This window comes from Streptomyces sp. MS19, from assembly GCF_047200595.1.
GTDB lineage: Bacteria > Actinomycetota > Actinomycetes > Streptomycetales > Streptomycetaceae > Streptomyces.
In genome coordinates this window covers 1-12,652 of the sequence record NZ_JBJZOH010000018.1, presented here as the reverse complement: position 1 = coordinate 12,652, position 12,652 = coordinate 1, and the positions used below count along the sequence as shown (strand labels likewise).

Annotated in this window: 12 protein-coding genes; 7 read left to right on the top strand and 5 right to left on the bottom strand. The window is 73.7% G+C overall.

Annotated features, from left to right (window positions below):
* Positions 1-43 precede the first annotated feature (43 nt).
* From ACL02R_RS18210 to ACL02R_RS18195, 4 genes are all read left to right on the top strand, one after another.
* Positions 44-2,977 carry a BTAD domain-containing putative transcriptional regulator gene (locus ACL02R_RS18210; protein ID WP_412797985.1) on the top strand — a complete coding sequence of 978 codons (2,934 nt, stop codon included), beginning with the start codon at positions 44-46 and terminating at the stop codon, positions 2,975-2,977.
* 172 nt (positions 2,978-3,149) lie between these two features.
* Positions 3,150-3,467, top strand: a complete 318-nt coding sequence (locus ACL02R_RS18205; RefSeq protein ID WP_412797984.1) for a hypothetical protein — start codon at positions 3,150-3,152, stop codon at positions 3,465-3,467.
* 140 nt (positions 3,468-3,607) lie between these two features.
* Positions 3,608-3,823: a hypothetical protein gene (locus ACL02R_RS18200; protein ID WP_412797983.1), complete on the top strand. Its 216-nt coding sequence runs from the start codon at positions 3,608-3,610 to the stop codon at positions 3,821-3,823.
* Positions 3,824-4,134: 311 nt separating this feature from the next.
* Positions 4,135-4,338, top strand: a complete 204-nt coding sequence (locus ACL02R_RS18195; RefSeq protein ID WP_412797982.1) for a hypothetical protein — start codon at positions 4,135-4,137, stop codon at positions 4,336-4,338.
* Between the two features lie 600 nt (positions 4,339-4,938).
* Here the strand turns inward: ACL02R_RS18195 and ACL02R_RS18190 are convergent.
* The 3 genes from ACL02R_RS18190 to ACL02R_RS18180 all read right to left on the bottom strand — a co-directional run bounded on the left by ACL02R_RS18190 (position 4,939) and on the right by ACL02R_RS18180 (position 8,098).
* A complete protein-coding gene (locus tag ACL02R_RS18190; protein ID WP_412797981.1) occupies positions 4,939-7,227 on the bottom strand; it encodes an ATP-binding cassette domain-containing protein in 2,289 nt (762 codons plus the stop codon).
* Between the two features lie 298 nt (positions 7,228-7,525).
* A complete protein-coding gene (locus ACL02R_RS18185; RefSeq protein WP_412797980.1) occupies positions 7,526-7,660 on the bottom strand; it encodes a hypothetical protein in 135 nt (44 codons plus the stop codon).
* Between the two features lie 69 nt (positions 7,661-7,729).
* Positions 7,730-8,098, bottom strand: a complete 369-nt coding sequence (locus ACL02R_RS18180) for a hypothetical protein (protein WP_412797979.1) — start codon at positions 8,096-8,098, stop codon at positions 7,730-7,732.
* A 77-nt stretch (positions 8,099-8,175) separates the two neighbouring features.
* Between ACL02R_RS18180 and ACL02R_RS18175 the strand changes: the two genes are divergently transcribed.
* Together ACL02R_RS18175 and ACL02R_RS18170 are read left to right on the top strand one after the other, a co-directional pair.
* Positions 8,176-8,931 carry an SDR family oxidoreductase gene (locus tag ACL02R_RS18175; RefSeq protein WP_412797978.1) on the top strand — a complete coding sequence of 252 codons (756 nt, stop codon included), beginning with the start codon at positions 8,176-8,178 and terminating at the stop codon, positions 8,929-8,931.
* 4 nt (positions 8,932-8,935) lie between these two features.
* Positions 8,936-9,382: an NUDIX hydrolase gene (locus ACL02R_RS18170; RefSeq protein WP_412797977.1), complete on the top strand. Its 447-nt coding sequence runs from the start codon at positions 8,936-8,938 to the stop codon at positions 9,380-9,382.
* An 18-nt stretch (positions 9,383-9,400) separates the two neighbouring features.
* Here ACL02R_RS18170 and ACL02R_RS18165 read toward each other — a convergent pair whose 3' ends face one another.
* Together ACL02R_RS18165 and ACL02R_RS18160 are read right to left on the bottom strand one after the other, a co-directional pair.
* Positions 9,401-9,847: a nuclear transport factor 2 family protein gene (locus ACL02R_RS18165; RefSeq protein WP_412797976.1), complete on the bottom strand. Its 447-nt coding sequence runs from the start codon at positions 9,845-9,847 to the stop codon at positions 9,401-9,403.
* Between the two features lie 89 nt (positions 9,848-9,936).
* Positions 9,937-11,739 (bottom strand): endonuclease/exonuclease/phosphatase family protein, encoded by a 1,803-nt coding sequence (locus ACL02R_RS18160; protein ID WP_412797975.1) that lies wholly within the window; start codon positions 11,737-11,739, stop codon positions 9,937-9,939.
* A gap of 109 nt (positions 11,740-11,848) precedes the next feature.
* On the opposite strand from ACL02R_RS18160, the gene ACL02R_RS18155 reads away from it, so the two are divergent.
* The gene (locus ACL02R_RS18155; RefSeq protein ID WP_412797974.1) at positions 11,849-12,643 is read left to right on the top strand and encodes a hypothetical protein; all 795 of its coding nucleotides are present in this window, start codon (positions 11,849-11,851) and stop codon (positions 12,641-12,643) included.
* Positions 12,644-12,652: the final 9 nt, after the last annotated feature.

Genomic DNA, 12,652 nt, shown 5'->3' with positions numbered 1-12,652 from the left:
CGTTCGCCCCATACGTTAATGAGGTTGAGAAGCAGAGGACGCCATGGTCGATGCCGAAGGGACCACGGGGGGGCTCACTCCTGCGCTGCGCTTCGCCGTGCTCGGACCGGTCCGCGCCCGGTACGGGGACCGGCCGCTGCCGACCGGCTCGCCTCAGCAACGGGCCCTGCTGGCCGCCCTGCTGCTCCGCAGGGGCCGGGCCGCGACGGCGCAGGACCTCGTCAACGCGCTGTGGGGCGAGGAGTCGCCGCAGCAGGCGCTGGCGGCGCTGCGGACATACGCGTCGCGGCTGCGCAAGTCGTTCGGCGCGCGGCAGTCGGTGCTCGTCAGCGAGTACGGGGGCTACGCGCTGCGGCTGGAGCCCGAGGACGAGCTGGACATCGACACGGTGACGGGGCTGACCGCCACCGCCGACAAGTGCGCGGCGTCCGGCGACCTCACGCGGGCGCACGAACTGTACGGCCAGGCGTTGGAGTTGTGGGACGGCGAAGCCCTCGGGGGTGTGCCGGGACCCGAGGCGGAACTCCAGCGCGCCCGCCTCGCCGAGCAGCGCCTCGGCATCGTCGAACAACGCCTCGACATCGGCCTCCAGGCCGGCTTGCACGCCGAGTCCGTGTCCGAACTGACCGCGCTCACCACGACGCACCCGTTGCAGGAGCGGCTGCGCGAGCTGCTGATGCTGGCGCTGTACCGCAGCGGCCGGCAGGCGGAAGCGCTGGCCGTCTACGCCGACGCGCGGCGGCTGCTGATCGACGAGCTGGGCGTCGAGCCGCGCGCCGAACTGTCCGACCTCCAGCAGCGGATCCTCAACGCCGACGCCACCCTGAACGCCGCCGCGCCCGCGGCGCCGGCCGTCCCCGTGCTGGTACGGCCCGCCCAACTCCCGGCTGCCGTGCCCGACTTCACCGGCCGGGCCGCGTTCGTCGCCGAACTGGGCGCCCAACTGGCCACGGCGGGCGGGCAGGTGATGGCGGTCTCGGCCGTCGCGGGCATCGGCGGCGTGGGCAAGACGACGCTCGCCGTGCAGGTCGCCCACGCGGCGCGCGACCAGTTCCCCGACGGACAGCTCTACGTCGACCTCCAGGGCGCGGGCGCGACACCCGCCGATCCGCAGACGGTGCTCGGCGCGTTCCTCCGCGCCCTGGGCACGCCCGACAGCTCCATACCGGACGGCATCGCCGAACGCGCCGGGCTCTACCGCTCGTTGCTCGACGGCCGCCGCATGCTCACACTGCTCGACAACGCCCGGGACGCCGCCCAGGTCCGGCACCTGCTGCCCGGCACGCCGAGCTGCGCCACGCTGATCACCAGCCGCATGCGCATGGTGGACCTGGCGGGCGCGCACCTCGTGGACCTCGACGTCATGAGCCCCGAGGAGGCGCTGACACTCTTCACCCGCATCGTCGGCCAGGAGCGGGTGAGCGCCGAACGCGAGGCGTCCATGGACGTGGTGGCGGCGTGCGGCTTCCTGCCGCTGGCCATCCGCATCGCGGCCTCGCGGCTCGCGGCGCGCCGGACGTGGACGGTCTCCGTCCTCGCCCGCAAGCTCAGCGACGAACGGCGGCGGCTGGACGAGCTCCAGGCGGGCGACCAGGCGGTCAAGGCGACGTTCGAGCTGGGGTACGGGCAGCTGGAGCCGGCGCAGGCGCGGGCGTTCCGGCTGCTCGGCCTCGCCGCCGGGCCCGACATCTCGCTGCACGCGGCGGCCGCGCTGCTCGACCGGGACGTGGAGGAGGCCGAGGAACTGCTCGAAGGGCTCGTGGACACCTCGCTCCTGGAGTCGGCCGCCCCCGGCCGCTACCGCTTCCACGACCTGGTACGTCTCTTCGCCCGCGCCTGCGCCGAACGCGACGAACAACCCCCGGCCGAACGGACGGCCGCCGTCACCCGCCTGCTCGACTTCTACCTGGCGACCGCGTCGGAGGTCTACGCGCTCGAACGCCCGGGGGACGCGACGGTGGAACACATGCACAAGCCGGACCGTCCCGGCCTCCGCTTCGACGGCGTACGCCCGGCCCTGGACTGGCTCTTCGGCGAGGCGGACAGCCTGCTCGGCAGCGTCCTCCAGGCGTCCGGCGGGGCAGGGCACGCCCGGCAGATCGCCGATCTCCTCGTCATGTCACGGGACCTGGCGGAGTCCGGCGCGTACGCGAGGCAGTTCATCAGGGCTGCGGAGACGGTGCTCGAAAAGATCGACGGCTCGGGGGACGCGCTGGCCGAGGGGCGTGTCCGCATCGCGCTGACCCATGCGCACAGCCTCGCGGAGCGAGTCGACATCGCGGAGGAGCAGGCCAAGCACGCGCTGCTGCTGGGAGTGGCGGCCGAGGACCCGGTCACCGCGTCCCACGCCCTGAACGAGCGCGGCATCATCGCCTACTACCGAGGGCTGTACGAGGACTCGCGGGAGTACCTCTCCCGCGCGCGCGACGCGTTCCGCGAGCAGGACAACATCTCGGGGCAGGCCAGCGCGGTCAGCAACCTCTCCCGCGTCCATCTGACGATCGGGGACCCCGGCAAGGCCGTCGGGCTGGCTCAGGAGGCGGTCACGCTCTACCGCGCCGTCGGATCACGGCTCCGGCTCGCGAACGGCCAGTACGCGCTGGGTCTGGCGCTGATGGGATCAGGTGAGTACGAGGCGGCGACCGGCGAGTTCGAGACAGCGCTGGCGATCTTCCGTGAGACGCGGCAGCGGCTGTGGACCGGGATGGCCTACCACCACCTGGCCAGTATCCAGTTCACCCTCGGGTTCCCTGCCCAGGCGGCGGGCCTGGCGGAACGGGCACTGGCCGAACTCCGGCACGTCGACGGCCCCCGCCGGGAGGCGGACACCCTGACACTGCTCGGCCGTGCCCTCGACGGCGTCGGCCAGCCGGGGCGTGCCCGCGCCTGCTGGGAACAGGCGCTTTCCACCTACGCGGCCCTGGGCCGGGCGGAAGCCGCGGAACTGCGGAACCTTATCGGCACTGTCGTCGTCTGAAGCCTCAAACCACCGATCCGGCCTATTTACCGATCGTTTATCGGCGGGTGGAACTGTCGGGTGCCCAACCACCCGGTCCGGAGCGGTGGTTGCCAGGCAGCGTCCCGCTGTGGTCACGGGGGAGTCCCCGCGGGTCCTGCCGTCCGTCCTGCCGTACGAACGGAGTTTGACCATGACCGACGTCAAGCCGCTGGACCCCGGGTCTCTGGATGAGCCGGCCGTGGCCGAGCCGGCCGACAGCCACATCGTGAGCGAGCCGGAAGGCACCGACGGGACCATCCGGCCGCTCGACAGCCACATCGTCAGCACCCCAGGCCCCACCGCGCCCAAGGCCCCCAAGCCGACCGACAGCCACATCGTCAGCGAGCCGGAAGGCACCGACGGGACCATCCGGCCGCTCGACAGCCACATCGTCAGCACCCCAGGCCCCACCGCGCCCAAGGCCCCCAAGCCGACCGACAGCCACATCGTCAGCGAGCCCCAGGGCTGACGCCGCCATCCGTGGAGGAACCGGCCGGGACGGGTACCGCCGTCGCGGCCGGTTCCTCCCGCGTCGGAGCTGGGCATGTTCTCCACCAACGATTCGGCCAAGCACACATCCGTCACGAACTCGACCCAGGAGTCTCCGAGATGAACCGCTTAGGAAGACTTGCCGCCGTCGGCGGCGCGCTTGCCCTCACCCTGGCCGTGGCCTCGCCCGCGCTGGCGGACAGCCACATAGCCGGAGCCGAGGACAGTCACATCGCTGACAGCCACATCGCCGACGGCCAGGTCCTCGGTGGCCAGGTCCTCGGTGTCGCGCCGAAGCCGACCGACAGCCACGTCATCGGCGGGCCCGCCGACTGACGGCGGAGGACGAGCGGCCGGTGCGGCCCCGCCCGGGGTACGCCACCGGCCGTTCGTGCTTTCCGTACGCCGCGACGTGGACCGTTCGCGGTAGCGATGCCTCGCCACCGTCGCATGCGCCGTCACTCGGGAACGCGCGTGGGCAAGCTGGTCGCGGTGCGCGCGAGTTGATCCGCTTCCGCTGCTGTCCGGCACTGCGCACGCGTACTACCGTACGAACGTGAAGATCGCGGCGGGCTGTTGAAGCCCGCGTGGTCGGTCTCCGCCTCGCGGGGCGGGGGCGCGTCGCACAGAACAGTGGGGAACACCGCGTGAACCGTACGCAGAAGCTGCTCGGCGCGGGCGCGATCGCCGTGGCCCTGGTGGGCCTGAGCGCCGGCTCGGCCTTCGCCGACCTGCACGCCACGGGCCCGGGGCAGGGCGACACCCGCTCCACCAACCCCGGCCAGGGCGACGCCTACGCGACCAACCCCGGGGCGAACGGCGAGCGGCCGCTGGACGACCACGCCGAGTGAAGCCGTAGCTGACGGGCACTCCGTCCCGTACGCCGACAGCGGGTCCTCCGGGGCCCGCTGTCGGCGTTTATCGCCTGTTTATGGCGGGCTGCCATTCTCTAGGAGTCCGGTCGCACAGGGGTGCGCGGCCGGGACCTCGGGAGGTGTCCGGCGGCTGCGGGGGAGCCGCCGGACACTCCGGTCACCGAGGCCGGGCGACGCGGAGGGGGGTCGCCCGGCCCGGACGACGGCCGGCCCGGACGGCAGGAGGGGGGCCGTCCGGGCCGGTCGCGTTCCGGTGCGGTCGCCGACCGCTTCGGACACGATGCGACGTCCGCCACCGCTCCGTGCTCGACGGAGCCGACCCTGACCGGCCTGACCGGCCGGGGGACTTTGCCCGGAGACGCGCAGCAGCCGTAACATACGGAACCGTACGGTGGGCACGACCCCGTGGCCCGCCGTCGCGGGCCACCGCCGTGGCCCTGGGAGTGCCCGGGTGCCGGCAGACCCTTCCCCCGGTCCGGTACCCCGTCGGCCGAGGCCGCCGTACGGCGCGTCCGGCCGGGGCACCCGGAGGGCGGGTCGCAGGCGGCCCGCCCTCCCTCACCGCGCCCCGCGCGGTCAGCCGCCGACGTACGTGCGCAGGTGCCGTGCCGTCAGCGTCTCGCCCGCCGCGACCAGTTCGGCCGGGCTGCCGGTGAAGACGACCTGCCCGCCGTCGTGTCCGCCGCCGGGACCGATGTCGATGACGTGGTCCGCCCGCGCCATGACGGCCTGGTGGTGCTCGATGACGACCACGGTGTTGCCGTCGTCCACCAAACGGTCGAGAAGCGCCAGCAGTTGATCGACATCGGCCAGGTGCAGTCCGGTCGTGGGCTCGTCCAGGACATACACGGACGACTCCTGCGCCATGTGGATGGCCAGCTTGAGCCGCTGCCGCTCGCCGCCCGACAGAGTCGTGAGGGGCTGGCCGAGGCGCACGTACCCGAGGCCGACGTCGGAGAGCCGCCGCAGGATCGCGCGCGCCTGCCCGCCGGTGAAGACCTCGGCCGCCTCCTCGACCGCCATGTCCAGGACCTCGCCGATGTTCCGGCCGTGCAGCGTGTACGCGAGGACCTCGGGCGTGAACCGCTTCCCCTCGCACCGCTCGCAGACCGACGCGACACCCGCCATCATCGCGAGGTCGGTGTAGACGAGGCCGATGCCGTTGCACCGCGGGCAGGCACCCTCCGAGTTCGCGCTGAACAGGGCCGCGCGCACGCCGTTGGCCTTGGCGAACGCGTTCCTGATCGGGCCGAGCAGCCCGGTGTACGTCGCGGGGTTCGAGCGGCGCGAGCCCCGTATCGGCGACTGGTCGGCGACGACGACGCCGTCCTCCTTCGCCAGGTAGCCGTGCACCAGCGAGCTCTTGCCCGAACCGGCCACGCCGGTCACGGCGGTCAGGACACCGAGCGGGAAGTCCACCGTGACGTCGCGGAGGTTGTGCAGGTCGGCGCCCTTCACGGTGAGGGCGCCGGTGGGCGTGCGGACCTTCTCCTTGAGCCGGGCGCGGTGCCCGAGGTGGCGGCCGGTGAGGGTGCCGGAGGCGCGCAGGCCCGCGACGTCGCCCGCGTAGCAGAGCTGCCCGCCCGCCGCGCCCGCGCCGGGACCGAGGTCCACGACGTGGTCGGCGATGGCGATGACCTCGGGCTTGTGCTCCACGACGAGGACGGTGTTGCCCTTGTCGCGCAGGCTGAGGAGCAGGCCGTTCATGCGCTGGATGTCGTGCGGGTGCAGGCCGGTGGTGGGCTCGTCGAAGACGTAGGTGACGTCGGTCAGACTGGAACCGAGGTGCCGGACCATCTTCACGCGCTGCGCCTCGCCGCCGGACAGCGTGCCGGAGGGGCGGTCGAGGCTGAGGTAGCCGAGGCCGATGTCGGTGAGGGAGTCGAGCAGGCCGCGCAGCGAGGCGAGGAGGGGCGCGACGGACGGGTCGTCGATGCCGCGCACGACCTCGGCCAGGTCGCTGATCTGGAGGGCGGCGCACTCGGGGAGGGTGCGGCCGTGGACGGTGGCGGAGCGCGGTGCCTCGGCGAGGCGGCTGCCGTCGCAGTCGGGGCAGGTGGTGAAGACGACGGCGCGGTCCACGAAGGCGCGGATGTGGGGCTGGAGTGCGTCGCGGTCCTTGGCGAGGAAGATGCGCCTGACCTTCACGAGCAGGCCCTCGTAGGTGGTGTTGAGGGAGCCGGCGGAGATCTTGGTGGCGGGCTTGTTGAGGAAGTCGTCCCACTCCCGCTCGGTGAAGTCGCGCAGCGGGCGGTCCGGGTCGTAGAGGCCGGACTGGGCCATGACCTGCCAGTACCAGTTGCCCACGGAGAAGTTGGGCACGGTGATGGCGCCGCCGTTCAGGGACAGGTCGCGGTCGACGAGCTGGTCGATGTCGATGTCGGTGACGTGCCCGGTGCCCTCGCAGCGCGGGCACATGCCCTCCGGGCCGTTGAAACTGAAGCTCGTGGCCGGGCCGACGTACGGGGTGCTGAGGCGGCTGAAGACGATCCGCAGCATGGTGAACGCGTCGGTGACGGTGCCCACGGTGGAGCGGGAGTTGGCCGTCATGCGCTCCTGGTCCACGACGATGGCGGCGCTGAGACCGTGCAGCGCGTCCACGTCGGGGCGGGACTGGCTGGGCATGAACGACTGGATGAACGCGGTGTACGTCTCGTTGATGAGCCGCTGCGACTCGGCGGCGATCGTGCCGAAGACGAGGGAGGACTTGCCCGAGCCGGAGACGCCGGTGAAGACGGTCAGGCGCCGTTTGGGCAGGTCGAGGGATATGTCGCGCAGGTTGTTCTCGCGCGCGCCGCGCACCTCGATGAGCGAGTGGCTGTCCGCTGCGGCGGCGGTCCGGGGCGCGGTGGGATCGTCGGGCATGGCGGGGCTCCTTGGCGGTGGCGGTCCGGGGAGGAACCGAGTGTGCCAGAGATCCGGGTACACCGTACCCATTTTCTGGCCTGGCCCCTGCACCGGGTCGGACGCTCGGGGGCCGAGCGTAACGGGAGGGTCTGACAACCCCGGCCCCGCGCCGCCGCTACCGCGGTTCGACCCTGGCGTTGTGGCGGTGATCGTCCAGAGCTTCCGCGACCTGGTCCCGGATCAGGTGCCACGCGGTCCGCTCCGCGCCGATGGCGAGATTCATCGCCCGCCGTCGATCTCGCCGGCGTCCTGGGCATCACGTGAGGTAGGCGGCGGCGGTGTCCGCCATGCTCTCCGGATCGATCTCCGCCGAAAGTTCTTCTTGCAAAGCCCAGGGGTTGGGATCGGCCCGCTCCTCGACTTGGGAGCGCATCAGAATCACGTCAGACACTGCCTGTCCACCGCCACCCGGTCGCAATTGTTGACAGGACATGAACCTATGCGGCAGCAACGGAAACGATCAAGTCTCCCGAGGCTGCACGGCGGCGGCGAACGTGTCGAAGAGCGCCCAGCCGTCGTGTTCCACCGCGCCGCGCGCGGTGGGCATCAGGCCGTCCGCGAGCGCGGCGTCCAGGAAGCGGCGGGCGACACCGGGCCGGTGGAGGTTGAGCACGAGGCTTCCGCCGCCCACCGTGCCGCCGGGCGACAGGCCGTCCGCGATGATCCGGCCCGGCCCGCCGGGGAAGACGAGGCGGAGCGTCGCGGACGTCCCGTCGCGGCGCAGGGAGAGCTTCTCGCGGCAGGCCGGGGGGCGGTGGTCGTGCCGGACGCTCCACCACCAGAGGGTGTCCCCGACGACGAGACGGCGGGCGCGGCGGTGGTCTCGCATACCGCGACGATACGCGCCGCCCTGCCCTCGGCAGAAAAGACTTTCCCCACGCTGCGCCCACTGGGAGGCTCGGGGCCATGTCAGCTTCTTCCCAGCCCCTCCGGGGCAAGGCCGCCGTCGTGACCGGGGGTTCGCGCGGCATCGGGCGCGCGATCGTCGAACGGCTCGCGCGCGACGGCGCCGAGGTCGTGTTCAGCTACGCGCGAGCGCGGGAACTGGCGGCCGGGGTGACGTCCGCCGTGGCGGCGGCCGGCGGGACGGCGCACGCCGTGCGGGCCGACTTCACCGACCCGGCCGCCGCCGGGGCCCTGATGGAGCGGGCCTCGGAACTGCTCGGCGGCCTCGACGTGTTGGTCAACAACGCGGCCGTCGTCCTCCCCTCGCGCACGCTGGCCGAGACGGAGGAGGACGCGTTCGACCAAGCGCTCGCCGTCAACCTCAAGTCGGCGTTCCTGACGCTGCGGTACGCCGCGCGGCACATGCGGGCGGGCGGGCGGATCGTCAGCATCTCGACGCTCAACACCACGCGCCCCGCCCCCGGGATCGCCCTCTACGTCACGGGCAAAGGCGCGCTTGAGCACCTGACCGCCGTCGCCGCGCTGGAGCTGGGCGGGCGCGGCATCACGGTCAACACCGTCTCGCCCGGTGCGACGGACACCGACATGCTGCGGGCCGCGAACGCGCCGGAGGCGCTGGAGCGCGTGCCCGCGCTGACGCCACTGGGGCGGCTCGGCGAACCGGCGGACATCGCGGACGTCGTCGCGTTCCTCACCGGACCCGACGGCCGGTGGGTCACCGGCCAGAACATCCGGGCCACCGGCGGCCTGGGCTGACGGGATGCGTTTCCGGTCGGCCGCCTACGCCGTGTGCGTCGGGGACGGGAAGGTGCTGCTCGCCTGCCACGCGCCGCCGGGGCGCGAGCCGAACGGGACGCTCCCCGGCGGCGGGATCGTCAGGGAGGTCGCCGGGGAGACCGGCTGCGAGGCGGTGGTGAAACGCCTGCTCGGCGTGGACTCGCGGGTCGTCCCCGCGGTCGAACGCGCCGTGCCCGGCGGCGGACCCGAGCACCAGAACGTCGGCGTCTTCCACCAGGTCCGCGTCACCGGCGGCCGGCTGAGGCCGGAGCCGGGCGGGGAGATCGCCGAGCCCGTCCGGACCCCTCTCCCCGAGGTCGCCGGTCTGCGGCGGCCGTCGCCGGTCGATGCCGGTCCGGCCCTGGCGCGGACGCTTCCGGCGACCGGGCACGTCCCTCCCGTCGCGGTCGGCGGCCTGGTGCGGCACTGAGGCGGCGGGGGAACGGGGTCAGGAGCGCCAGACGGGGTGGACGTGTATGCGGGTGAAGCGCCAGCCGACGGGGGTGCGCAGGGCGCGCAGGTCGTAGCGCTCGCCGACCGTGAAGTCGGGTTCGCCGGACGGGCCCGGCTTGTTGAACGTGACGGTCCGGGTGGCCCGGACGGTGGCCTCGTCGCCGTCGAGCGCGATCGCGACCCCGGCGGTGGCGTGGTGGGTGGTGACCTCGGCGGCGTGGCTGCCGCGGGCGTGGGCCGCAAGGGCGTCCGCCCCCTCGACCGCGCCGCCGGGGAACTCCCCGACGACGCCGGGGGTGAAGAGGGACGCGGTGTCGTCGAACGCCTTGTCGTCCAACCAGTGGCCGAGCCGGGCGGTCAGCTCCGCAAGATCCAGGCGGTCGGCGAGGTCGGCGAGGCTTGCCAGGTGAGCGCGTGCAGGGGTGTGACGGCTGGGGGACACGGGGACCGCCCTTCACGGAAATGATTGGCGCGACCAACAGTACCTCTATTGATTGGTCACGCCAACCGTTTCCGCTCGCGGGCGCGCGGTCAGTCGAGGTAGACGGTGGCCGTGAGCGGGAGATGGTCGGAGGCCTCGGTGCCGGTCAGTCGTACGTCGCCGAACGCCACGCCCTGTCCGCCGAGTATCCAGTCCACCCGGCGGGGCGGCCCCACGGCGGTGTCGCGGTCGGCGAGGCCGTCCGCGCCGTCCTGGGCGCTGTGCAGCCCGGCCGCCAGCAGGGCGGCGACCTCCGGCGAGTCCGGCTCGGAGTTGAGGTCACCGGCGAGCACGGCGTGCGGGTCGCCGTCGAGGGCGCGCAGCAGCGGCTCGTGCTGGGCCGTGTCTGGACCGGTGTGCGCGGTGACGACGCGGGCCGTCTCCCCGTCCGTGAGGCGCAGGTCCACGACGGCGTGGGACCGCTCCCCGGGCAGGACGCCCGTGTCGGCGGCGGTGACGGGGAGGCCGGTGAGCAGGAGGTTCCCGCTCGCGCGGTCCCCGGCCGGGGACCAGACGGCCGTGACGTCGAGGCGGCGCTCCAGCCACGTCCGCAGGTCGAGGCCACCGGCGGCCGCCCGGCCGCGCGGCACCTCCTGGAGGACGACCACGTGTGCCCCGGAGTCGCGGATCACGTCGAGGACCGCCTCGGGGTCGAGCCGCCCGTCGCGGTCCACGGCGTAGTGGATGTTCCAGGTCATGAGGCGGTACATGCCGCCCGCCGTGTCGGTCGGCAGCGGCTCGGGGACGGCACGCAGCGCGCCGGCGAGCGGCGGGAGGGCCAGCAGCAGCGCGGCGAGGACGACGGAACGGAACGCGCCGGGCAGCGCGGCGGGCGCCACGCGCGCGGGGCCCGTCCCCGCGATCGCCGCGCAGCCGATGCCCGCCACGACCAGGAGAGCGACCAGGGCGGCCCATGAGCTGAAGGCGACCCGCGAGGCGGACGGCAGGGCGACCAGCGCGTGCCCGAGTCCGGCGCCCGCCCCGGCCAGCGCGGGCCCGGCCAGGGGTGAGGCCAGGGGCGCGGGCAGCGGCAGGGCCAGCGTGCGGCGCAGCAGCAGGGGAAGCGCCGCGACGGCCAGCAGGACGGCGGGCGCGGCGGGCCAGGACGGTGCCAGCAGCAGAACGGCTACGGCGGCCGTCGCCACAGCGGGCGAGACCCAGCGCTCCACCGCGGGCAGCGGACGCGTCAGGGCGAGTACGGCGAGGGCCGTGCCCGCGGTGATCCACAGTCCGGCCATGTCCCAGGAGAGCCCGGCACGGGCAGCGAGCACCGCGGGCGAGCCGAGCAGGACGCCGTACAGGGCCAGCGCCGGACCCAGCAGCGCCAGACCCGCGTCGCCGACCGGCTCGTCCGGCGCCGGAACGGGGTGCCGCCGCAGGTACTCGGCGGCCACGCCGAGGGCCGCCGCGCTCAGCAGCGCGACCGCCCAGCCGGGCACCCCGCCGCGCCAGACGGGATCGAGACCGGACAGCGGCAGCCGCAGGGCGACATCGGCACCGACACCCAGCGCGACGGCGCGCGCGACCGGACCGGGCGCGGAGCGGCGCGCGACCAGCAGCACCGCGCCGAGCGCGAGCCCGGCCGCCACGGCGACGACCAACGGCACCTGCGCGCCCGGCACTTGCACGACCAGGCGGGCCACGGCCGCCGCGGCGAGCCCGGCGGGCAGCGCCGCGCGCGACCCGAGCCACCAGACGAGCGGCCCGCCCAGCGCGGCCACGGCGCCGACAGTCAGCGCACCGGCCACCGACGCGCCCGACACGGTCCCGGCGACCCGCAGCGCCTCCAGGGCGACGAGGGTCGTCACGGCCGTGAGCGGGGATATCAGGCGCCCCGGCGCCACGAGGATCATGACGGCTGAGAGTAGTGCCCGCCGGTGGCGCTCCCGCCGCTCGGGGTGCGGACCCGGCCGGACGCACGTAGCGTCGATCGGAGGACGAGAGAGGTCGAGGAGGCTCGCCATGTGGCGAAACACACTCGGGACCGTGCTCGCCGTCCTCGCCGCGGCAGCGGCCATCATCAGTGTCTTCTTCCACTGGTACGGCTCACGCGACGGGCGGCTGTACAAGCTGACGCAACTGTTCACGAGCGAGGGGATCACCCGTTCCCACGCGAACCTGCTCACCGGGCTGTTCCTGGTGATGCTCGTCGCCGCGGCGGTCACACTGCTGGGGCTGCTGCTGATGTCCCGGTGGCTGGTGGCGCTCGCAGGCCTGATCGTGCTGGGCTTCACCATCCTGTGGATGGTGCGCCAGTACCAGGTGGACGACAACCTGACCGTCGGGGACGGCAACCTGAAGTTCCCGGCCGTGCTCGCGCTGATCAGCGGCGCCGCGCTGTGGCTCGCCTCGGCGCTGATGCCGGGCCGGAGGGCCGCGCGGCTGGCCGCCGCGGGCCACGGACACCAGCACGGCCGCCACCGCCAGGAGCGGAAGGAGCGGAAGGACCGCCAGGGTCGCAAGGAGCGCGAGGAGGGTGAAGGCAACGCGCCCGAGCCCCGGCAGCGCACCGTCCAGGCCGAGGACACGGTGCGGCCCGGCCCGTGGCAGCACCCGCCGGACGAGTCCGACGCGGGCCCCGAACGCGGCACGGGCGGCTACCACGAGGGGTACGAGGAGCGCTACGGCCCCGAGCGCACGGGCGAGCAGCGTGACCGGGACGCCCAGGAGGGCAGGGGCATCCACGACGAACGGGAGCACCGGGACGGCCGGGGCGACGACTCCGGCGACGGCCACCGGGGCCGCGACGCCGCCTGACCTCACGTC